This window comes from Acidovorax sp. 210-6 (assembly GCF_010020825.1).
Lineage (GTDB): Bacteria > Pseudomonadota > Gammaproteobacteria > Burkholderiales > Burkholderiaceae_C > Simplicispira > Simplicispira sedimenti.
In genome coordinates this window covers 1749063-1769138 of the sequence record NZ_JAACJE010000001.1, presented here as the reverse complement: position 1 = coordinate 1769138, position 20076 = coordinate 1749063, and the positions used below count along the sequence as shown (strand labels likewise).

Sequence of the window (20076 nt, the reverse complement as noted above, 5' to 3'; positions counted from 1 at the left end):
GCCAGCACCGCCTCAGGGCGCGGTACTTTCCTGCGGGCGCTGCGGCCCCAGCTTGAACACGCCGCTGGCGCGGGCGCAGGGCACGCCGTCGGCGGTGACCAGGCCTTGCGCAAAGACCATGGAGCGTGTGGCGCGCAGGAGCTGGGCCGTGCCCTCCAGCCAGCAGCCCAGGGGAGACGGGGCGAGGTAGTCGATCTGAAGACTGATGGTCGGCAAGAAGCGCTGGGCCAGGGCGGCGTCCTGGTAGTGCACGGACAGGGGCAGCAGCATGTCGCAAAAGCTGGCCATCATGCCGCCGTGCAGGTTGCCCATGGGGTTGATGTGGCGCTCCTGCACGCGCATGCCGAATTTGACCACCTCCCCCTGGTGCAGCAGGTACAGCGGGCCGTTGATGTGCATGAAGTTGCCGCCCGCGGGAAAGGGCACAAAGCCGGGCGGAACGTCTGCCGCAGGGTGCGCGAGAGACTGGGCCATGGAATGCGCGGCGGTGGGCGTGGTGGGGGCAGTCATGCGCCGGTCTCCTGTTGTACGTCGTCTTGAAAACTGGCGCCCTGCAGCGCGGCGCTGTCGCTCAGGCCGGGGCCATAGACGCGGGCAAAGTCCTGCACCATGGCGTCCAGCGGCAGGTCGTCGAAGGTGCCGCGCTGGTGCACGTATTCCATGTGGCGCTGGCCCGCGCGGTCGTAGGGGTGGTAGAGGGAGTCGGTGCGGCCATCAAACTCCAGCGGCAGCAGGCCAAAGCGCTCGCACAGCTCGATGTTGAAGGCCGGTGTGGCCTTGACCCAGCGCCCGCCCAGCCACAGGTCGGTGTAGCCGTGCCAGATGAACAGGTCGGTCTGCATGGTCTGGCGCATGCGCTCGGTGCTCAGGTGGTTGCGCACGTCGGCAAAGCCCAGCCGCGCCGGTATGCCCGCCGCGCGGCAGGCGGCGGTGAGCAGCACGGCCTTGGGCACACACCAGCCGTGGCCCTGCGCCAGCACGGTGCTGGCGCGCATGCCGCTGGGCGAGAGGTCGATGCGGTAGGGGTCGTACCGAAAGCCGTCGCGCACCGCCAGGTACAGGGCCACGGCGCGTTCGCGCTCGTCCTGCCCCTGGGCGTGCTGCCAGGCAAAGGCCTGCACGGCGGGGTGGTCGCTGTCGATGCTGGGGGTGGGCTGCAGGTGCTGGGGGCGTGCGGGGCGGTGGGGCATGCCCGCACCTTAGCAAACCGCAGTCAGCGGTGTTACATGCGGTTGCGCAAGGAATGTCGCATGGGTGACTGTGCGAATCACCGCAACCGGCCATGCAGCAGGCGCGAGCGCTGCAGCGCCAGCAACTCCATCAAGCCGCCAGCCAGCGCGGCGGCCAGAAGCAACAGGGGCCAAAGGCCACGCGATCGGGTGCGGCGGTGGTGTGCTTGCATGGTGCTCTCCAATCAAGGCGATGGGAACCGCCACCGTAGCGTGCCTGTATGACAGCAGCGCGACATACCCCCAGCCCTGCACCCGCCCACAACACAGGCCTTGTCGGCGCAGGCTGCGGCGCTATGCTGGGCCGTTGCACTGCCACCCGTCTGACCACCTGCCCCACTGCCACCGTGCTGCCCCGCGACCTGCCGGAACTCGACGCCCTGGAACGCCTGCTGGCCCAGCACGCGCAGCACCTGCATGTGCAGCAGGTCTGCCACGTGGCACTGCCGCAGGCGCCCGCGTTTCCGGTGTATGCCATCGGCCTGGGCAGCACCGACCCCGGCGCCCCGGCGGCAGGCTTTTTTGGTGGCGTGCACGGGCTGGAGCGCATTGGTGCGCAGGTGGTGATTGCCTTCCTGCAAAGCGTGCTGCACCGCCTGCCGTGGGACAGCACCTTGCAGCACCTGCTGGAACGGGTACGCCTGGTGTTCATGCCCATCGTCAACCCCGGCGGCATGTGGGCCGCCACAAGGGCCAACCCGCGCGGCATCGACCTGATGCGCAATGCCCCGGTGGACGCCAGGGACCGCGTGCCTTTTTTGGTGGGCGGCCAGCGCCTGAGCAGCGGCCTGCCCTGGTACCGGGGCCGCCTGGGCGACCCCATGGAGGCCGAGAGCCAGGCACTGTGCAGCGTGGTGCAGACCGAGTTGCTGGGGCGCCCCTTCAGCCTGGCGCTGGACTGCCATTCGGGCTTTGGCGTGACGGATCGGCTGTGGTTTCCCTACGCCCACACGCGCGAACCCATGGCGCACCTGGCCGAAGTGCACGCGCTGCAGCACATTTTTTTGCAGGCACACAGCCAGCACCCCTACGTGATCGAGCCGCAAAGCGCACAGTACCTGGCGCATGGCGACCTGTGGGACCACCTGTACCTGCAGGCCTGCCAGCAAAGCGGCACGGTGTTTCTGCCGCTGACGCTGGAGATGGGCTCGTGGCTGTGGATCAAGAAGAACCCGCAGCAACTGTTCTCGCGCAACGGCATCTTCAACCCGCTCATCACCCACCGCCACCAGCGTGTGCTGCGCCGCCACCTGGGCCTGCTGGACTTTCTGACCCGCGCCGCCGCCAGCCACAGCCAGTGGCTGCCCCAGGGCGAGGCACGCCAACACCACCACCGCCATGCCCTGGACGCCTGGTACTGAAGCCCCCCCGACGGAGGCTGCGGCCACCCGCCCCCCCCGCACCTGGGTGCTGCTGCGCGGCCTGACGCGCGAGGCCACGCACTGGGGCCGCTTTGTGCCGCTGCTGGCACAGGCCCTGCCGCACGACCGCATCTTTACGCTGGACCTGCCCGGCAACGGCCACCTGCACGCGCAGGCATCGCCCTGGTCGGTGCCCGCCATGGCGCAGGCCTGCCGCCAGGCGCTGGCCGCGCAGGGTGTGCGCGGGCCGGTGCATCTGCTGGCCATGTCGCTGGGCGCCATGGTGGCCACGGCATGGGCCCACAGCGCACCCGAAGAGGTGGCGGGCTGCGTGCTCATCAACACCAGCATGCGCCCGTTCAGCCCGGTGCACCACCGCATGCAGCCGCAGCACTGGCCCACGCTGGCCCGCCTGCTGCTGTGGCCGCACACGCCGCTGCAGATCGAAACCACCGTGCTGCGCATGACCAGCAACCACCCCGCCGCCCATGCCGAGGTGCTGCCCCAGTGGGTGCTGGCGCGCCAACAGCGCCCGGTGCGCGCCGCCAATGTGCTGCGCCAACTGGCCGCCGCAGCCCGCTACCGCGCCCCGCCTACGCCGCCGCCCGTGCCCACGCTGCTGCTGGCCAGCACGCACGACCGGCTGGTGCGCTGCGCATGCTCGCGCGCCCTGGCGCGCGCCTGGCGCTGCGCGCTGGTGGAACACCCCCACGCAGGCCACGACCTGCCGCTGGACGATCCGCAATGGGTGGTGCAACAGGTGCTGGAAGCAACGGGCGGGTGATGTTGACTTCAGTGCTGGAACTGTGCGTCCAGACGGGGCGAAGGTACATGAGCAAGGCCACAGCGTCTGCTCATCGCCTTGTGTACATGCTCTTGTGGGCCTGGTTCAGACCCGCTCCAAGATGACAGCAATACCCTGCCCCACGCCAATGCACATGGTGCACAGCGCGTAGCGCCCGCCCGTGGCGTGCAGGCGGTTGACGGCCGTGGTCGCCAGGCGCGCGCCCGAGGCCCCCAGCGGGTGGCCCAGCGCAATGGCGCCGCCCCAGGCGTTGACGCGTGCGTCGTCGTCCTGCAGGCCCAGCAGGCGCAGCACCGCCAGGCCCTGCGCAGCGAAGGCTTCGTTGAGTTCGATGACGTCGATCTGCTCCAGGCTCAGGCCGGTCTGCGCCAGCACTTTCTGCGTGGCCGGTGCCGGGCCGATGCCCATGATGCGCGGGGCCACGCCGGCCGTGGCCATGCCAACGATGCGGGCTTTGGGCGTGAGGCCGTTCCTGGCGGCGCTGGCCTCATTGGCCAGCAGCAGGGCGCAGGCGCCGTCGTTCACGCCGCTGGCATTGCCTGCCGTCACCGTGCCATCGGGCCGTACCACGCCCTTGAGCTTGGCCAGGGCCTCGAGACTGGTCTCGCGCGGGTGCTCGTCCTGGCTCACGACGATGGCGTCCCCTTTCTTCTGGGGGATGGTGACGGGGGTGATTTCACGGGCCAGGTGGCCGGCCTTCTGGGCGGCGACGGCCTTGAGCTGGCTGGCCAGGGCCATGCGGTCCTGGGCTTCGCGTTCGATCTCGAACTCCTGGGCGACGTTCTCGGCGGTCTCGGGCATGGAGTCCACGCCGTATTTTTCCTTCATCAGCTTGTTGATGAAGCGCCAGCCTATTGTTGTGTCATAGACGGCGTTGCTGCGGCTGAAGGCGCTTTCCGCCTTGGGCATGACGAAGGGGGCGCGGCTCATGCTTTCCACGCCACCGGCGATCATCAACCCGGCCTCGCCGGCCTTGATGGCACGCGCGGCCGTGCCCACGGCGTCCAGGCCGGAGCCGCACAGGCGGTTGATGGTGGCGCCGGGCACTTCCAGGGGCAGGCCCGCGAGCAGGCTGGCCATGTGGGCGACGTTGCGGTTGTCTTCGCCGGCCTGGTTGGCGCAGCCGTAGAGCACGTCGGTGATGCCCTCCCAATCCACATGGGGGTTGCGCGCCATGAGGGCGCGCAGGGGGATGGCGGCCAGGTCGTCGGTGCGCACGCTGCTGAGCGCGCCGCCGTAGCGGCCGATGGGGGTGCGAATGGCGTCGCAGATGAAGGCGTGGGTCATGGCAGCTTCTGTTTGGATGGTGTTGGGCGGTTTGCCTTGGTGGAGCAAGACAGTGACATCCATAAGCCCAACAGCCCCCCGCCTTGGCGGATTTTCTCCTGCTGGCGCTGTATTTGGGCACAGTGCCTGCAGCTTGCATACAAGCAACAAAAAATAAAAAACCCCGCTACCGATTTGATAGCGGGGTTTCCTTATGCAGTTTGGTGGGTCGTGCGTGACTCGAACACGCGACCAACGGATTAAAAGTCCGAATACTTACCCACCAACCACTCTCGAGCCACGAATAATTACCTTTTAAGATCAATAGCTTATAAATAAGCTCGTTGATTTTTGATGATCAAAATTCGTGAATGTTCTAAAATTTCTCTTACATTCGCCGTTACATCGGCTGTCGATGTAAGAGAAACAGAGCATGGCCAAAGTATCCTTCACCGCTGGGCGAGTCCAATCATTCACCTGCCCCGACGACCGCCCCCAGGCGTTCCTCTGGGATACCGTAGCCAAGGGACTGGGACTGCGAGCCACGCCCTCAGGCAAACCCACCTACATATTTCAGGGCCTCTACCAGGGCCGCACCGTACGCCTGACCATCGGCCGCCCTGCAGACTGGTCCATTGAACAGGCACGCGGCAAGGCACGGGAGTTCCAGCGCCTGATCGACCAGGGCATGGACCCCCGACAGCTCAAGCGCGACGCCATCGCGGCACAGGCTGCCGCGAAGGAAGAAGCCCGCGCCAAGGCGGAAAACGAAAGACAGGCCGCCATACTCGCTGCCGATGCCTGGGCTGCCTACCTGCAAGCGCGCCGCCCCCACTGGGGTGAAAGACACTATGCAGACCATATTCGCCTCAGCCAGGCTGGTGGACAGGTAGCACAGCGCGGTACCCGTGGCCGTGGCGTCACCATTGCCGGCCCCCTGCACAGGCTACTGGACATGCGTCTCAGCGCCCTCTCCCCCCAGGTGATTGAGGAATGGGCCGCACATGAGGCAGCCCTGCGCCCCACCGTGGCCAGACTGGCCTGGCGCCTCCTTAAGGCCTTTTTGTCATGGTGCGCGGAGCAACCGGCCTACGCCTCCATCGTTGCCGCCAACAATCCCGCCAAGACCCGCACCACCCGCGAATCCTTGGGCAAGGCGCGCACGAAAGACGATGCCCTGCTGCGTGAGCAACTCAGGCCCTGGTTCGACGCTGTGCGTGCATTGTCCAACCCCATTCAGAGCGCCTATCTCCAAGTGCTGCTGCTGACCGGCGCGCGCCCCAACGAGGTGTTGACGCTGCAGCGCAGAGATATCGACTTCCGCTGGAACCGCCTGACGATCCGGGACAAGGTGGAGGGCGAAAGGCAAATTCCTCTCACCCCCCACGTCAAGGCACTGCTGAGCCAACTCCCCGTGCACAGCCCGTGGGTCTTCCCCGGCAGGCAGCCCCCACCCGGCTCAGAACCTCAGCCCATGAGCAAGCCCCACCGCGCACACGAGCAGGCCTGCCAGGCGGCCGGCATAGAACATTTGACCTTGCACGGCCTGAGGCGCAGCTTTGGCACCCTGTCGGAATGGCTGGAGGTTCCCGCGGGCGTGGTCGCACAAATTCAGGGCCACAAGCCCAGCGCCACGGCCGAAAAGCATTACCGCGTCCGGCCACTCGACATGCTGCGTGTACACCACGAACGCATCGAAGCCTGGATACTGGAACAGGCAGGCATCCCTCACCTACCTGCTCCCAGTGCCCATGAAAGCCCACGGAACTGATCCAATGGATTACACTCAAACCCATGCAAACCGTCGCCGAGCTGCCTGAGTTCATCCGCACGGCCGACAAGCTGCTGAGCCTCACCGAGCGGCAGGATTTGATCCGCTATCTGGCCCTGCACCCCAAGGCCGGCGACCTGATGGAAGGCACGGGCGGTGTGCGCAAACTGCGCTGGCGCCGGGGTGACCACGGCAAGAGCGGCGGCGTACGCGTCATCTATTACTACTACGACGAGCAGATGCCGCTATACCTGCTGACCCTGTTCGCCAAGGGCGACAAGGCCAACCTGAGCAAGGCCGAGCGCAATGAGTTGTCAGAGCTGACCGAATTGCTGGTCGGTCTCTGGAAGAGGAAAGGACGGACGAAATGAGCACCACATTCGACAGCATCAAACAAGGCTTGCAGGAAGCCATCGCCCATGCGGAGGGGCGCGGCCGGGGCGTACGCGTGCATCGCCCCCGCCCGGTGGATGTAAAGGCCCTGCGCGCCCAGGTGGACATGACCCAGGAAGAGTTTGCCGCCAAGTTCGGCTTCTCCACCGCCACCCTGCGCCACTGGGAGCGCGGAGACCGCAAGCCGCATGGCGCCTCACTGGTTCTACTGAATGTGATTCAGCACAACCCGCGAGCGGTGATCGAGGCATTGGCTGTGTAAGCAAGATTCACCATGTCTGGAATCCTCCCCAACTTCCCCGATTGGCGCCAATTTGACACACTCGCCATTTGGCAATTGGCGGCTTTGATGAACGGGGTAGACCCCAGAGCATGGGCAATGGGTGATGTTGTAGGCCGCGACGGCGATGCTCTCGACCTGAGCACCGAGCTAGATCAGCTCATCTCGGGCATTCATGCAGGCACCCTCCAGCCCGGCAAATATGAGGAGTTCCCGCCGACGAAAAACACCGTCGTCAACACTGACAGCGCTCGCCAATGGTTGAGAGCTCACGGCTACGCCGTGCTCGCCGATAACCTAGACAGATCGCTGCACGCACCCAAGCCAGAAAATCTTGTGAAAAAAACGGTGCTGGTCAAGCGTCATGAACGGGCATGGCCCACGATTCAAGAAGACCTGAAGCGAGCGGGGACAAACGGATTGAGCGTTGCCCATACTGGAAATCACGGCTTCTGGAATGAGGCCTTGGCAATGGATTGGGCTGAGAAAAATGGCAAGCTCACTACCTCGGGAGCATCTGGCATCCAGCCGCAAAGCTTTTTCCCAACGTAAGGAATCATTCCTTTTCGGCAAGACCGCCCGCATTTGTCCAGATTTGCCCGGAATTTTCCGCAGTTGCCCCGGCCGCAACAGAGCGCAATACCCACCAACACCCGCCGAAACGCCGGGTTAGGCCATTTCTGGCCAATGACAAGAATCAGGAACCATCTTCACTTTCCGCAAGGAATTCGAGATGGTTCAACAACCTTCTTTGACCCCGCTGGCCCAAGAGCCACGCACAACCCTCCCCACCCCTGAGGCGGCACGCCACCTCCATCGCGCCGAGCAGACCCTCCGCCTCTGGGCCTGCCGTGAGAGCGGTCCCCTCCGCCCTTTGCGCATCAATGGCCGCCTGGCATGGCGCGTATCCGACATCCGTCGCTTGGTGGAGGGCGCGCAATGACCACCTACCCCACCGCGATGACCCATTGCGCCGCATGCGGCGCGCGGGTGAAGCACACGCGCCATCTGTGCCTGTATCTGGTGCGCCCTCATGCAGCGCTGTCCTATGTGCTGTGCAAGCACTGCAGCGCCCCGCTGCGCCAGGGCGATGGTCTGCCGCCTGACACCCTCGCCAAGATCGAAGACACCATGGAAGCCGAGGCTCAGGCCTACGGTCTGACCCAGGTGCAGTGAAGAGGTCGTCATGCGCAAAAAATCTACCTATTCGCGTAAGCCACAGCACCGCGAGTTGCCCGAACCTGCCCTGGTTTTTGACGATCTGCTGCCCGACCTGCGTGAGTACAGCAACGGCTTTGGCTGGGCCTGCTGCCCATTTCACGATGACCACAACCCCTCGTTGTGCGTCAATCTGGAGACGGGTTGGTACAAGTGCCACTCGTCCAGTTGCGGCGCACATGGCTCGAATATCGTCAGTTTTGTCGGTGCCCATCTCGGGCTTGAGTACCGCGAAGCGCGCGAATACCTGGAGGAGCACTATGGCTGACATGCTCAAGGAAGCCGTGCGCCTGCGCAAACTGGGCTTTGCCATCCATTGGCTGGTGCCCGGAGAAAAGCGCCCCATCAGCGACGGATGGGCCGAAGCTCCCGTAATGCCTGTTGAGGAGCTGAAAAAGAGCTACCGCGTGGGCTACAACGTCGGGTTCAGGCCCGGCAAATGGAGCATCGTCAACGGCCGTGAAATCTGCGTGCTTGACGTGGACGTGCGCGGCGGTCCCACCTTTGCCGAAGAAGCCTACTGCGCCGCAGCGGCCATGCTGGGCAGCAAGGAATTTGACGTCATCTCCGGCTCCGGCGTGGGAAGGCACCGCTTCCTCGCCTTCCCACTGGGCGGTTCCCCGGCATCTGCTGCGACCACGCTGCGCCAATCTGATGTGTCGATCGACCCGGACGGGAAGCTATGTCCCGCAGGCCTTCAAGGCGCACGCCCTGCATGGCTGATTGAACTGCTCTCCACCGGCAAGAACGTCGTCCTGCCTCCCAGCATCCACCCCGATACCCGCCAGCCCTACACATTCATCTCCTGAGAGACCATGAAGATCATCGACGTCCCTTCCTCCATCCACCAGCTCCTCGGCATGGCGCAGAACGAGGCCATGACCGCGTGGGGTCAACCCGACCCCCTGGGCCACAAGCTCCCGCCCGTACCGGCGTTGGCGCCCAGCATGTTGCCACTCGAACTCTGGCCCTGGGTCAGTGACATCGCGCGCCGGCTGCAGTGCCCCATCGACTACGTTGCAGCAAGCGCTATCGTCATGCTGGGCTCGGTCATTGGCACCGGCTGTGCCATACGGCCCAAACAGAAGGACAACTGGACGGAAATCCCCAACCTCTGGGGTGCAGTCGTGGGGCCACCGGGCAGCAAGAAGTCCCCTGCACTCAGTCAGGCGATGAAACCTCTCTTCAGTCTTGACCATGCTGCCCAGCAAGACTACGCCAGCGCGCGACTGCAACACAGCATCGCGATGGACCAGCACAAAGCCGCTCTGGAAAACTACAAAAAACAGCTCAAGGGCAGCCATGGAAAGCCTGCCACACACCCCGGCCCACCGCCCGACGAACCGGTGTGCAAACGCTACTACACCAACGACTGCACCTTCGAGGCCCTGGGCATCATGCTCTCGGGCAACCCACGTGGCTGCCTGGTCAACCATGACGAGCTCACCAGCCTGCTGGCGGGCTTTGACCGCGCCGGACGCGAAGGCGAGCGGCAAGGCTACCTGACCGCGTGGAACGGCCTGCAAAGCCACCGCGTGGACCGTGTAGGGCGTGGGGTCATCTACATTCCGCGCTTCGCGGTATCCATCCTGGGCGGCATTCAGCCCGACAAGCTGGAGGAGTTCCTGTCACAGACTCAGCACAGCTTTGGCAACGACGGCTTCATGCAGCGCCTGCAGATCATGGTGTACCCCGATCCGGTCGAGATCACCAGCATCGTCGATGACGCACCAGATTTCAATGCACAACGCGTGATCGACGGCATCACAGACACCCTAGCGCACCACATCGACACCCTCCATCCGCAGCAGGGGCAGGCGAGCGAAATCCCCTTCTTCCAGTTCGACAGCCGGGTGCAACCGCACTTCTACCAGTGGCTGCTGACCAACGAGGGACGGGTGCAGAAGGAAGAAGCGCCACTCATGGCTGAACACTTGGCCAAGTACAAAAAGCTCGTACCGGCATTGGCGTTGATCGACCACCTCGTAGGCATGGCCGCTGGCCGCATACCCAGCGGCAAGAATGTGCAGCAAGACAGCCTGAACCGAGCCCTGGCCTATGCCGAATATCTTGAGGCGCACGCGCGGCGGGTTTACGCCATCACCACCAACCGCCAGGGCCGCGCGGCGCTGCTCCTGAGCAAGAAACTGCAGTCAGGCACCCTGCTGGAGGGCTTCAGCACCCGCGATATTGAACGCAAGGGCTGGTCTGGCCTGACCGACCCCATGGAGGTCAAGGGGGCATGCAAGGAACTGGAGCACGCGAACTGGATACGCGGCAATCCTCTGCCTAAACGCGCCGCAGGCCGCCCTCCCCTGCAGACATACGCCATCAATCCGGTGATCTTCACACCCGCAGACGCGGCAACCGTACTGACAAAACCGACAAAAAGCAGAAAGAAAAAATCCGCCTAAAAACACACCACCAAGCTATGGGATCTTGGCTGCGTCTTGCGTCATCAGGGCGGCCAGCTCCCCATCGCTCATAGCCTCCAGCCGCCGCAATTCAGCCGCCTGCCCGGCATCCGCCGCCACTTTCACCCGCTCAGGCGCGTAGAGCCCCATCAGCTTTCCGATCTCCCGCAACCCTGCCACCATGGCTGCCGGGTTCGCCTGATCCCGGGCCATGTAAACGGCCTCCAGCAGGCCTTTGAGCACATCCTGGCGCCGCACCCCCAGCCGCTCGCCATCGGCGCGCTGGCGGGCTTCTATGGCGCTGCAAATGGCTACATTCGTTAGCAGGCGGTGCGCAGCCACGCGGGCACCGGCGGCGCCATACCCGGCCCGGATGGCGGCCTGGGTGCCATTGGCATCAACCAAGTACTCGGCAACAAACCGCACCTGGCGGTCCGATAGCGTAGGGGCATGCAGCATGCCCAAATTTTAATCAATTGACTGATTTTTAGGCAGTCTTTTCAAAGCCGGTATGACGGCAGGCCTTGTTGCAGCAGCTTGCCGCTCCGCAAGTGTCACTGCGCGGCGCAGAGCCTCCAGCCGCTCGCGCTTGGTGCCGCCGTGGTCGGCCAGAAATTTCGACCCCATCCCCGCCGCCAGGCCCAGCCACCAGTACCCAGTGGCCATCAGCGCGGCCTTGCCGGCAGCCCCGGTCACGCCCACGGCCGCCATCCGCTCGCCCGCCTGCGCGCTGCGCTGCTCCAGGCTGACGGAGCGATCCACCAACGCCGATAACGCAATCAAAGCCACGCTGGCACTGCCCGGCAGCCAGTCCACCGCATTCCCAGGGTCGGCCATGCCCGCTGCGGCTTCGATCTTGTGCTGCAACGCCGCCTCGTTAATGCCCGAATCAGTCACCCGGTCGCCCGCCCCCAGCGCCAGCAGGCGTGCATGCACCTCGGTGGTTGTCATCACGTCAATATCGGGGTAACGCTGCAACGCCTGCTGCACATACGCCACCGAATCCGTCGCCTTGGCCTGCAGCAGATCTACCACCGCGCCACTCGGGTCCGTCACCAGCAGGTCATACCCCGGCTGCGTCGCCGATGGAGCCAAGGCCGCCTTCAAGCCCGCAGGCAGTCCACCATCGTTCAGGTGCGTCACCAGGTCCAGCTCAAACAGCTTGCCCTTGACGCCATTGACCAGGCCCAGCAACTCTGCGCTTGTCTTGTCTTGCACCGCATCGACAAAGCTCATCCCCTTGGCCGCCAGGCCAGGGTAGGCCAGCGCAAAGGCACGCTCGACCTCGGCCGGCACCAGTGCCGGGTGGGCCACCATCGCGCCCAGGCTCACGCCGCCCACCGCCAGTAAATCCAGCAAGCGTGCCTTGCTGCTCGTCCGCACCGCGCGGGCAATCGCCTCCTGCTTGAAGCGCGCGCTGGCCTGCAGTTTGCTGCCCGCCCGCCGCAAGCGCACCTGCAACTGCTCCAGCTCCTGCTCACGAATGGCCAGCGCATCCAGCACATTCGATGCCGTACTGATCACCCCAGACACCACCCCCGCCGCCGCCTGACCCACGGCAGGTGCGCCTGCCTGGGCCTTCTCTCCGGCCCAAGCCACGGCCTTACCCGCTGCACCGGCTGCACCCGCCAGCAATGCACCGGCACGCACCGCCGCCGCCTTGGAGCGACCCGAAGCGCCGGCCACCTGCGCGCCGCCCAAACCCTTGGCCGCCGCCGTGGCTGCGTCGGCACCCGCTCTGCCCGCCCACTGGAAGGCCTTGCCCGCCCGGTCCACCGCATCACCGGTCAACTTGGCCACGTCCTGGCGGTGGGCCTGCCCCTGCTCGGCCAGCGTGCGCAACGCATCACTGCTGGTCTTCAACGCCTTGCCTGCCAGGCGCCTGGCTTCTGAAAACGCACTCGCCATGCCGTCTCCATAGGATGTTGTTGCATTTTGAAATAATGCATTGCACTTTAACCCCTGAAACCCAACGCCCAGGCCCTGCATGTCGCTCGTGGTATTCCTCATCGCCGCATTGCCTGCTGTTGCCGTGGTGGTGGTGGCAGAGACAACGCGCAACAAAGCCGCTATCGTCGCCGCAGCCATCGTTGCGGCCACCCTGGGGCTGCTGACTGGCAACCCCGCCTTTGTGGGAGTGGACTTGCTGGCCGTTGCGCTCGCCCTGTACATCTCCTGGAACATCGCCAAGACCCCGCTGCCACGCAGCCCCGAAGAACTGGAGCGGCGGCGTCTGGCCCGCATTGCGGCCGAGGAAGCCCAGGCGCGTTGGGACAAGGCCTGCAACCAATTCTTGAAAAACGCCCTGGTGGTCGTGGTCGTGGTCGTGGCCGGGTTTTTAGCCATCAAGTTCTGGACGCCTGCCACCCCGGCACAGCCCGTTCAGGCCACGGCGCCCCCGGCAGCCGCCCAGGCCGCCAAGCCCACTGCGCCACCCGCCGCTGCGAAAACAGCGAAAAAGCCCCCGCCCAAACCGAGCAAGCCACGCACCGTGGAGCAGTGCCTGAAAATCGCCGACGAGCACGTCATGGTGCGCTGCCTGGAGCGCGCGCCCTAGGGTGTGAACGCTCTACGTACTCCCTGCCTGCCCCACCAGCGCCTCGGCCAGACGGGCCTGCACGGACTGGCGTTCGGCCAGGCGCTGGCGCAGGTCGGCGCACAGGCGGCGCAGGGCGGTGACGCGGGTGACGATGCGGGATTGTTCGGCGAGCGGAGGCATCGGCACAGCGTAGTTTCGAATCTTGCCAACACTGAGGTTGTATAGCCCGCTGGTTGTGATCGCAAGCCGCTTCATCTCTTCCGCACCGCTAGGCGCATTCAAAAAGAGCTTGATGAATGCCATGCACTCCTGCTGAAAGCAGCGCACCCTGATGAGGTGGTTCTGGTAAACGCAGGGGTCAATGGCACCGGTCCATACAGCGCACCGCCCAATTTCCTCCGCACTGCCATTCCCTTCAACGATTAGAAGATCCCCAGCGACGAGTCGCCAGCGTTCCAACTCTTCCATAGTCAATTCAAAGCGCTCGATTTCCTCCAGCCGCAGAGCATCCCTCTGCACGTTGGCGACACGCAGGTAAGGAAAGTGCTGCTTTACGGGAGTTCGCAATTGAGTCTTTTGAATTCCCCCTTGGACTTCCGCTAGGTCATTGATCCGCACCCACTCCCACCCCACCGGCAACTCAAACGGCTTTTCCTCGTCGGTGATGGGCGGCAGGGGTTTGTCACGCTTGATCTCGCCGGTGGCGATGAGGTGGTCTTTTTCAGCGCGGATGCGTTGCAGCAGGGCGCTGGCGGGTTCGTCGGCGGGGTCTTGGGGCACGAGCAGGCCGCGCACGGCCAGTTGCAGCAGGGTTTGCTCCAGGGCGTCGATGGCTTCGGGGCGGTCCAGCAGCAGGTCGAAGTGCTGGGCCACGCGCTGCCAGTGGGCGGCCAGCTCTTCGGGCGTGGTGCTGGCGGTGAGCGTGCCCAGCAGGGTGCTGACCAGTTGGGCGTGCTGCGCGGCCTCCAGCTGGCCCTTGGCCTCCAGCGCATCGCACAGGCGCATGAGGGCTTCGACGCGGGTGACGATGCGGGATTGTTCGGCGAGGGGTGGGAGCGGGAATGCCAAGGGACGCAACTTGCCAAGCGAAACGTTTGCGATGTTGGTTGTCTGACTTGCGCTGTCTATCAGCGAAGCTCGTGCATACGGCGTACGCAGGAGCGCCATCACAAAGCGAGGCTCTAGGAACCAGGGGCGCAGTACGCCAAGAAACCCTCCAAAGGTCGCCGCTTCATGCGGAATATGCTCAACAAGAGCGACCTTACCAACCAACTCGCGACTGTTGGCCATCGACATCACGATGTCGTGGATTTGAAGCCGTTGATCTTCGCGCCCGACAAATGACTCCCCAATAAAAAGCAAGTCGTCCCACTCAATCTGCTCTTGAACGTTGGCAGTGCGCAGACAAGCGATTCGTCCTGGCGCTTTCTCTTTTGTCTTTTCACTCGCTGGAAAGGTGATGCCCCTGATGATCTCAACGACTTCGCCGAGTGGCACCCACTCCCACCCCTGCGGCAACTCAAACGGCTTTTCCTCCTCCCCAATCTCCGCCAACGGCTTGTCCCGCTTGATCTTGCCTTCAGCGATCAACCGATCCTTCTCCGCCCGAATCTTCTGCAGCAGCACGCCCGCCGGTTCATCGGCCGGGTCTTGCGGCACCAGCTTGCCTTGCACGGCCAGGGTGAGGATGAGTTCGCGCAGTTTGGCGACGCCACCGGGGGCGGTGGCGAGTAGCTCCATATTTGATAGCAGCATGCGCTTATCCCTCAAGCGCTAGCGGCTTTTTTTGTCAAAGACTGGGCGAGGATGCCTTTCAACTCGTCGCGCAGGGCCTGGGCTTCGGCCTGCAGGCGGGCGTAGTCGGCCAGCAGCACGTCGGGGTCGTGGCTTTGCTGTTCGCCAATGTGGGGGTTCTTCTGGTCCAGGTTGTAGCCGGCGGCCTTGATCTGGTCGATGCCGACCTTCCAGGCCCGTTCGTTTTCCACGCGGGCGGCAAAGCCGTCGGCCTCGGTGCCCCACCAGGCTTTCTCGGCGTCGAACTCGTCGATGCGGATGGGCTTGGTCTTGTTGTAGGTTTTGACGCCCTGGGGGTAGGGGTGCTCGTAGTACCAGATGTGCTGGGTGGGCTGGCCTTTGGTGAAGAACAGCAGGTTGGTTTTGATGCCGGTGTAGGGCGCAAAGACGCCGTTGGGCAGGCGCACGATGGTGTGCAGGTTGCAGTGCTGCAGCAGTTGTTCTTTGATGCGGGCCTTGACGCCTTCGCCAAACAAAAAGCCATCGGGCAGCACCACGGCGGCGCGGCCACCGGGTTTGAGCAGGTGCTGGATGAGCACGAGGAAGAGGTCGGCGGTTTCCTTGGTGCGCACGTCGGCGGGGAAGCCTTGCTCAATGCCGGGCTCTTCCACGCCGCCAAAGGGCGGGTTGGTGAGGATGACGTTGACGCGGTCTGCCGCGGTGTAGTCGCGCAGGGGGCGGGCCAGGGTGTTGTCGTGCACGATCTGGCTGGGCACTTCAATGCCGTGCAGCAGCAGGTTGGTAACGCACAGCATGTGCGGGAGCTGCTTTTTCTCTACCCCGCGGATGCTGTTTTGCAGCACGGCCTCTTGCTCTGCGTTGTGCACCTGTTTGCGCAGGTGCTCGATGGCGCAGACGAGGAAGCCGCCGGTGCCGGTGGCCGGGTCCATGACGCTTTCGCCCAGCTGGGGGTTGGCCATGTCCACCATGAACTGGGTGACGGCGCGGGGGGTGTAGAACTCGCCCGCGTTGCCTGCGCTTTGCAGGTCGCGCAGGATCTTTTCGTACAGGTCGTTGAACTGGTGGCGTTCGGCCTGGCGGTTGAAGTCGATGGCGTTGAGTTTGTTGACCACTTGGCGCAGCAGGTGGCCGCTTTTCATGTAGTTGTAGGCGTCTTCAAACACGCCGCGCACCACGTAGCCGCGCGGGTTGCGTTGTGGGTCGGCGCTCAGGCCCTTGAGGGCGGGGAAGAGCTGCTTGTCCACAAAGTCGAGCAGGGCGTCGCCGGTCATGCCCTCGGCATCGGCCGCCCAGTGGCGCCAGCGCAGGTGCTCGGCCATGGGGCTTTGGTAGTCGTCGCGGGTGAGTTCGAGTTCTTCTTCCAGCGCGTCAAACACCTTGAGGAACAGCAGCCAGGTGAGCTGGCTGATGCGCTGGGCGTCGCCATCGACGCCGCTGTCCTGGCGCATGATGTCTTGGATGGATTTGATGACGGGGGTGAGGTTGGACATGGAATGCAGGCTTCAGACAAAAACGGGCTCTAGCGCTTGATGGATAAGCGCTAGCAGCTATCAAAAACAGAGTACTCAGCGGCGCATGCTCAGGTGGCCGGGTGCGTAGCGTACAGCTCCTGCTGCAGCGCCTGGAGCGCACTCAGGTACTGCGGACGGCCGCCAAAGCTGCGCACCAGCTCCACGGGGCTGCCCAGGTCGGTGAAGGGCTGGAGCTTGAAGACTTCGTTGCTCTCGATGGTGGTGATGCCTTCGTCGGCGTATTTGTCGAGCAGGGAGTCGAGCACCTTGCGGGCCACGGGGCCGTACTGGGTGAACGCGTTGCGCTTTTTGACGCGCTGGGCGCGCTCGCGGCGGGTGATCGGGGGCTGGTTGTAGGCGACGTGCAGCAGCAGGTCGAACGGATCGAGGTCCTTGCCCACTTCATCGGCCAGAGCGTCGAGCAGCACGCCCTGCCCTTCGAGTTCTTGCAGCAAAGCGGCCTTGCGGTCGGCCTGCTGCCAGGTTTGCAGGAACCGGTCGAGCGAGTCGTATTTTTTCAGCAGGTTGATGCGGGTGTAGTCGCGCAGGCTCTCCGTCACCAGCTTGCCCTGGGCGTTGAGGTACTGCACGCGCTCGCGGGCCACGGCCACGGTGACTTGGCCGCCGACGATGTATTTCTTGGGCTCGTCACCGCTAGGCCCTGTAACGAGGGGGCCCAGCGGATCGGTGGGCTCCAGTGCGGAGGGGTCGTCGGCAGGGTGCAGTGGCGCAGGGGGCGGCTCCGGCGGCTGGACCGGATCGCCGGGCTGGGGTTCATAGACCTGCACCGGCTCGCCATCGAAGTCCTTGTCGGCGAACAGCTCCGTGGCGCGCTTGAAGTCCAGGATGGTGAACCAGGTTTTGCCCAGGTCTTCGCGCAGACGCGTGCCCCGGCCAATGATCTGCTTGAACAGCGTCATGGACTTGATGGTCTGATCCAGCACGATGAGCTTGCAGGTCTGTGCATCCACCCCGGTGCTCATGAGCTTGGAGGTGGTGGCAATCACCGGGTAGGTTTTCTCGGGGTCGATGAAGTTGTCCAGCTCGCGCTTGCCCTCGGCGTTGTCGCCGGTGATCTGCACCACGTACTTGGGCTGGGTCGCGCAGATGTCGGCATTGGCGTTGCTGAGCGCCTGGCGCATGCGGGCCGCATGGTCGATGTCCTCGCAAAACACGATCGTTTTGGCGTAGCGGTCGTTGGCCCGGAGGTACTCGGTGATCCTGGCTGCCACGACCTCGTCGCGCCGCTCCAGCACCAGCCTGCGGTTCATGTCCGCGCCAGTGTAGATGCGGTCTTCGATGAGGTTGCCATGCTTGTCGCGCATGCCCTCGGTAGGGCGCCAGCCGAAGGTGTCCTTGTCCAGATCGACGCGGATCACCTTGTAGGGCGCCAGGTAGCCGTCCTCGATGCCCTGCTTGAGGCTGTAGGTGTAGAGCGGCTCACCGAAATAGTCGATGTTGGAGACGTCTTCGGTTTCCTTGGGGGTGGCGGTCAGGCCGATCTGCGTGGCGCTGCCGAAGTAGGTCAGGATGTCGCGCCAGGCGGAATCTTCTGCCGCACTGCCGCGGTGGCATTCGTCCACGATGACCAGGTCGAAGAAGTCCGGGCTGAACTGCTTGTAGATGTTGTCGGCCTCGTCCGAGCCCGTGACGGCCTGGTAGAGCGAGAGGTAGATCTCGTAGCTCTTGTCCACCTGCTTGGTGGTTTTGTTGACGGCCAATTCCACGTCATCGACCGCCACCTGGCCCTGGGCATCGACCCGCTCCACCCCCTTGGCATGGGGGCTGAGTTTGGCCATGGCGCCCTTGAAGGGGCGAAAGTCGTTGACCATGGTCTGGTCGATCAGGATGTTGCGGTCGGCCAGGAACAGGATGCGCTTCTTGGCACCGCTTTTCCACAGGCGCCAGATGATCTGGAAGGCGGTGTAGGTCTTGCCCGTGCCCGTGGCCATGACCAGCAGCACGCGGTTCTGCCCCGCAGCAATGGCTTCGACCGTGCGGTTGATGGCATTCATCTGGTAGTAGCGCGGGGTCTTGCTGGGCGCGTAGTCAAACGCGGCGACCTCACGCACCGCGTCGCTCCAGCCTTTCCAGGCGCAGTAGCGGCTCCACAGCTCGGCGGGGGCCGGAAATTCATCCAGGGTCAGGTTGCGCTCCAGCACGCCATCGGCCAGCGTGGCATCGCGGAACACAAAGCCGTCGCCATTGCTGGCGAAGCTGAACGGCACACCGAGCAGCTCGGCATATTGAATGGCCTGGGCCATGCCCGCGCCCACGGCATGCTGGTTGTCCTTGGCCTCCACCACGGCCAGGGGAATGTTGGCCTTAAAAAACAGCGCGTAGTCGGCGCGCAGCACGGTGCTTTTATCGCGCTGGGCCTGCTTGCCGCGCACCACCACGCGACCGGCGCGCAGCGGGTATTCGCGGTAGATCTGGTCCATGCCGTTCCAACCGGCCTGCTCCATGGCCGGGCGGATGAACTTGTCGCAGATGTCGCTTTCCGAAAGGTTCTTCTTATGCATGGCATTCCCCCCGAAACTGCCCATGGCCCTGCCATGCGGTTGCTACGTTTTGTTGCGCATCATTATTGACGACACGCGCGTGATTCGGAATACAGCCTTCTCCAGGCGTTCGCACGGATCCTCCCTCCCCCATCCGTACAAAGCCCGCCCCACTTCGGATTCGCTTTCTCCATAACAAGCCGGAGTCCCATCCCTGCCCCCGCTGGGATGCCTGATTCGATTTTTTGCCACGGCTCTCCTTCACTCCCCCGCCGGCAAGCCGGCGGGCGAGCCCAGTGCAATGACATCACAGCAGTCGCTGCGGTGTTGTTCATTCACTCACGCAAAGGAGTTCTCATGTTCGAAACCGGAATCGTCATTTTTCTCAGCCTGGCCTTTGTCTTCATCAAGCTCAAGCGCCGCACCATGCTGCGCTTGCTGCGCTACGACATGGCCATAGACCTGGCCGTCACCGTTCTGGCCCTGGCCATCCACTGGGGCACCTTCAGTGGTGTGATGGCCGCGACCTTCGCCGGCCTGCTGTGTTCATTGGGGACCAGCGCCGCCAAGAGGGTGTTTGGCTATATCGAAGGCGGGCGTTATCACACCGGGCTCATCCGCCTCGACGTGTGAGCCCCTGGCGCTGCTCATCCCTCAATCGCATTCCTTTTCCCTGACCGGAGGTATTCCCATGTCGGTTCAATTTCGTCACGCCTTCCTCGTGCGCAGCGTGGCCACCATCAGCGGTGACATTGCCATCGGTGTGGCTCTGGCATCCGCCTGCACCTGGCTGATCCAGGCCGCGGCTCTGGGCCTGTTCCTGAGTTTCGCTGCCTGGCTGCTGACATTCGTTTTGTCGCTGGCCATGAGTCAGTATGTTCTGCACCCGGTGGTGCAGGTCGTCCTGTCGGATCGCAAGCTGGACCATGCGGCGCGTACCGTGCGCGCTCTGGCTGGCGGCATGCAACAGCACCTCAGCGCATTCGCAGGGGCTGGTGGATTCAGCCCTTTCCGCGCATGGCGCAAGGCCTGA

At 64.1% G+C, this 20076-nt stretch carries 22 protein-coding genes and 1 tRNA gene; 13 read left to right on the top strand and 10 right to left on the bottom strand.

Annotation, left to right across the window (positions count from 1 at the left end; genetic code table 11):
• Positions 1–12: 12 nt before the first annotated feature.
• From GWK50_RS08140 to GWK50_RS20025, 3 genes are all read right to left on the bottom strand, one after another.
• On the bottom strand, positions 13–510 hold the full coding sequence (locus tag GWK50_RS08140) for a PaaI family thioesterase (protein WP_242455330.1): 498 nt from the start codon (positions 508–510) through the stop codon (positions 13–15).
• Positions 507–1190, bottom strand: a complete 684-nt coding sequence (locus GWK50_RS08135; RefSeq protein WP_162016038.1) for a transglutaminase family protein — start codon at positions 1188–1190, stop codon at positions 507–509. Before GWK50_RS08135 ends, GWK50_RS08140 begins: the two co-directional genes overlap by 4 nt.
• 77 nt (positions 1191–1267) lie before the next feature.
• Positions 1268–1402: a hypothetical protein gene (locus GWK50_RS20025; protein WP_277950293.1), complete on the bottom strand. Its 135-nt coding sequence runs from the start codon at positions 1400–1402 to the stop codon at positions 1268–1270.
• Between the two features lie 177 nt (positions 1403–1579).
• Here GWK50_RS20025 and GWK50_RS08130 point away from each other — a divergent pair, with 177 nt between their 5' ends.
• Positions 1580–2590, top strand: a complete 1011-nt coding sequence (locus GWK50_RS08130) for a M14 family zinc carboxypeptidase (RefSeq protein WP_242455464.1) — start codon at positions 1580–1582, stop codon at positions 2588–2590.
• The gene (locus GWK50_RS08125) at positions 2568–3374 is read left to right on the top strand and encodes an alpha/beta hydrolase (RefSeq protein ID WP_162016036.1); all 807 of its coding nucleotides are present in this window, start codon (positions 2568–2570) and stop codon (positions 3372–3374) included. The genes GWK50_RS08130 and GWK50_RS08125 overlap by 23 nt, the downstream gene beginning before the upstream one ends.
• Before the next feature lie 105 nt (positions 3375–3479).
• On the opposite strand, the gene pcaF is transcribed toward GWK50_RS08125, so the two are convergent.
• The gene (gene pcaF, locus GWK50_RS08120; protein WP_162016035.1) at positions 3480–4682 is read right to left on the bottom strand and encodes a 3-oxoadipyl-CoA thiolase; all 1203 of its coding nucleotides are present in this window, start codon (positions 4680–4682) and stop codon (positions 3480–3482) included.
• Between the two features lie 201 nt (positions 4683–4883).
• Positions 4884–4954: transfer RNA gene (locus tag GWK50_RS08115), tRNA-Ser, on the bottom strand.
• 140 nt (positions 4955–5094) lie between these two features.
• Between GWK50_RS08115 and GWK50_RS08110 the strand changes: the two genes are divergently transcribed.
• From GWK50_RS08110 to GWK50_RS08075, 8 genes are all read left to right on the top strand, one after another.
• Positions 5095–6432, top strand: coding sequence for an integrase family protein (locus GWK50_RS08110; protein ID WP_162016034.1), 1338 nt, complete (start codon positions 5095–5097; stop codon positions 6430–6432).
• Positions 6433–6455: 23 nt separating this feature from the next.
• Positions 6456–6803: a type II toxin-antitoxin system RelE/ParE family toxin gene (locus GWK50_RS08105; RefSeq protein WP_162016033.1), complete on the top strand. Its 348-nt coding sequence runs from the start codon at positions 6456–6458 to the stop codon at positions 6801–6803.
• Positions 6800–7087 (top strand): NadS family protein, encoded by a 288-nt coding sequence (nadS, locus tag GWK50_RS08100; protein WP_162016032.1) that lies wholly within the window; start codon positions 6800–6802, stop codon positions 7085–7087. The genes GWK50_RS08105 and nadS overlap by 4 nt, the downstream gene beginning before the upstream one ends.
• Positions 7088–7099: 12 nt before the next feature.
• A complete protein-coding gene (locus tag GWK50_RS08095; RefSeq protein WP_162016031.1) occupies positions 7100–7657 on the top strand; it encodes a hypothetical protein in 558 nt (185 codons plus the stop codon).
• Positions 7658–8044: 387 nt separating this feature from the next.
• Positions 8045–8281, top strand: a complete 237-nt coding sequence (locus GWK50_RS08090; protein ID WP_162016030.1) for a hypothetical protein — start codon at positions 8045–8047, stop codon at positions 8279–8281.
• A 10-nt stretch (positions 8282–8291) separates the two neighbouring features.
• Positions 8292–8591, top strand: a complete 300-nt coding sequence (locus GWK50_RS08085) for a CHC2 zinc finger domain-containing protein (protein WP_162016029.1) — start codon at positions 8292–8294, stop codon at positions 8589–8591.
• On the top strand, positions 8584–9132 hold the full coding sequence (locus GWK50_RS08080; protein ID WP_162016028.1) for a bifunctional DNA primase/polymerase: 549 nt from the start codon (positions 8584–8586) through the stop codon (positions 9130–9132). Before GWK50_RS08085 ends, GWK50_RS08080 begins: the two co-directional genes overlap by 8 nt.
• Positions 9133–9138: 6 nt before the next feature.
• Positions 9139–10737 carry a YfjI family protein gene (locus GWK50_RS08075; protein WP_162016027.1) on the top strand — a complete coding sequence of 533 codons (1599 nt, stop codon included), beginning with the start codon at positions 9139–9141 and terminating at the stop codon, positions 10735–10737.
• Between the two features lie 15 nt (positions 10738–10752).
• Here the strand turns inward: GWK50_RS08075 and GWK50_RS08070 are convergent, their stop codons facing one another.
• Positions 10753–11196 carry a terminase small subunit gene (locus GWK50_RS08070; RefSeq protein ID WP_162016026.1) on the bottom strand — a complete coding sequence of 148 codons (444 nt, stop codon included), beginning with the start codon at positions 11194–11196 and terminating at the stop codon, positions 10753–10755.
• A gap of 9 nt (positions 11197–11205) precedes the next feature.
• Positions 11206–12645, bottom strand: coding sequence for a hypothetical protein (locus GWK50_RS08065; RefSeq protein ID WP_162016025.1), 1440 nt, complete (start codon positions 12643–12645; stop codon positions 11206–11208).
• 79 nt (positions 12646–12724) lie between these two features.
• Here GWK50_RS08065 and GWK50_RS08060 point away from each other — a divergent pair, with 79 nt between their 5' ends.
• A complete protein-coding gene (locus GWK50_RS08060) occupies positions 12725–13294 on the top strand; it encodes a hypothetical protein (RefSeq protein WP_162016024.1) in 570 nt (189 codons plus the stop codon).
• A gap of 12 nt (positions 13295–13306) precedes the next feature.
• Here GWK50_RS08060 and GWK50_RS08055 read toward each other — a convergent pair whose 3' ends face one another.
• From GWK50_RS08055 to GWK50_RS08045, 3 genes are all read right to left on the bottom strand, one after another.
• Entirely contained in the window at positions 13307–15031 is a 1725-nt protein-coding gene (locus tag GWK50_RS08055; RefSeq protein WP_162016023.1) for a restriction endonuclease subunit S, read from the bottom strand.
• Between the two features lie 11 nt (positions 15032–15042).
• Positions 15043–16521, bottom strand: a complete 1479-nt coding sequence (locus GWK50_RS08050; protein ID WP_162016022.1) for a class I SAM-dependent DNA methyltransferase — start codon at positions 16519–16521, stop codon at positions 15043–15045.
• A gap of 89 nt (positions 16522–16610) precedes the next feature.
• Complete coding sequence (locus GWK50_RS08045) at positions 16611–19064, bottom strand: DEAD/DEAH box helicase family protein (RefSeq protein WP_162016021.1); 2454 nt, start codon at positions 19062–19064, stop codon at positions 16611–16613.
• A 336-nt stretch (positions 19065–19400) separates the two neighbouring features.
• Between GWK50_RS08045 and GWK50_RS08040 the strand changes: the two genes are divergently transcribed.
• Positions 19401–19676: a hypothetical protein gene (locus tag GWK50_RS08040; protein WP_162016020.1), complete on the top strand. Its 276-nt coding sequence runs from the start codon at positions 19401–19403 to the stop codon at positions 19674–19676.
• A 58-nt stretch (positions 19677–19734) separates the two neighbouring features.
• The gene (locus GWK50_RS08035) at positions 19735–20076 is read left to right on the top strand and encodes a hypothetical protein (protein ID WP_162016019.1); all 342 of its coding nucleotides are present in this window, start codon (positions 19735–19737) and stop codon (positions 20074–20076) included.

Excerpts from the sequence above, each read along its gene's own strand:
- GWK50_RS08140 (WP_242455330.1), bottom strand. The coding sequence starts at position 510 with ATGACTGCCCCCACCACGCCCACCGCCGCGCATTCCATGGCCCAGTCT.
- GWK50_RS08135 (WP_162016038.1), bottom strand. The coding sequence starts at position 1,190 with ATGCCCCACCGCCCCGCACGCCCCCAGCACCTGCAGCCCACCCCCAGC.
- GWK50_RS20025 (WP_277950293.1), bottom strand. The coding sequence starts at position 1,402 with ATGCAAGCACACCACCGCCGCACCCGATCGCGTGGCCTTTGGCCCCTG.
- GWK50_RS08125 (WP_162016036.1), top strand. The coding sequence starts at position 2,568 with ATGCCCTGGACGCCTGGTACTGAAGCCCCCCCGACGGAGGCTGCGGCC.
- pcaF (WP_162016035.1), bottom strand. The coding sequence starts at position 4,682 with ATGACCCACGCCTTCATCTGCGACGCCATTCGCACCCCCATCGGCCGC.
- GWK50_RS08110 (WP_162016034.1), top strand. The coding sequence starts at position 5,095 with ATGGCCAAAGTATCCTTCACCGCTGGGCGAGTCCAATCATTCACCTGC.
- GWK50_RS08105 (WP_162016033.1), top strand. The coding sequence starts at position 6,456 with ATGCAAACCGTCGCCGAGCTGCCTGAGTTCATCCGCACGGCCGACAAG.
- nadS (WP_162016032.1), top strand. The coding sequence starts at position 6,800 with ATGAGCACCACATTCGACAGCATCAAACAAGGCTTGCAGGAAGCCATC.
- GWK50_RS08095 (WP_162016031.1), top strand. The coding sequence starts at position 7,100 with ATGTCTGGAATCCTCCCCAACTTCCCCGATTGGCGCCAATTTGACACA.
- GWK50_RS08090 (WP_162016030.1), top strand. The coding sequence starts at position 8,045 with ATGACCACCTACCCCACCGCGATGACCCATTGCGCCGCATGCGGCGCG.
- GWK50_RS08085 (WP_162016029.1), top strand. The coding sequence starts at position 8,292 with ATGCGCAAAAAATCTACCTATTCGCGTAAGCCACAGCACCGCGAGTTG.
- GWK50_RS08080 (WP_162016028.1), top strand. The coding sequence starts at position 8,584 with ATGGCTGACATGCTCAAGGAAGCCGTGCGCCTGCGCAAACTGGGCTTT.
- GWK50_RS08075 (WP_162016027.1), top strand. The coding sequence starts at position 9,139 with ATGAAGATCATCGACGTCCCTTCCTCCATCCACCAGCTCCTCGGCATG.
- GWK50_RS08070 (WP_162016026.1), bottom strand. The coding sequence starts at position 11,196 with ATGCTGCATGCCCCTACGCTATCGGACCGCCAGGTGCGGTTTGTTGCC.
- GWK50_RS08065 (WP_162016025.1), bottom strand. The coding sequence starts at position 12,645 with ATGGCGAGTGCGTTTTCAGAAGCCAGGCGCCTGGCAGGCAAGGCGTTG.
- GWK50_RS08060 (WP_162016024.1), top strand. The coding sequence starts at position 12,725 with ATGTCGCTCGTGGTATTCCTCATCGCCGCATTGCCTGCTGTTGCCGTG.
- GWK50_RS08055 (WP_162016023.1), bottom strand. The coding sequence starts at position 15,031 with ATGCTGCTATCAAATATGGAGCTACTCGCCACCGCCCCCGGTGGCGTC.
- GWK50_RS08050 (WP_162016022.1), bottom strand. The coding sequence starts at position 16,521 with ATGTCCAACCTCACCCCCGTCATCAAATCCATCCAAGACATCATGCGC.
- GWK50_RS08045 (WP_162016021.1), bottom strand. The coding sequence starts at position 19,064 with ATGCATAAGAAGAACCTTTCGGAAAGCGACATCTGCGACAAGTTCATC.
- GWK50_RS08040 (WP_162016020.1), top strand. The coding sequence starts at position 19,401 with ATGTTCGAAACCGGAATCGTCATTTTTCTCAGCCTGGCCTTTGTCTTC.
- GWK50_RS08035 (WP_162016019.1), top strand. The coding sequence starts at position 19,735 with ATGTCGGTTCAATTTCGTCACGCCTTCCTCGTGCGCAGCGTGGCCACC.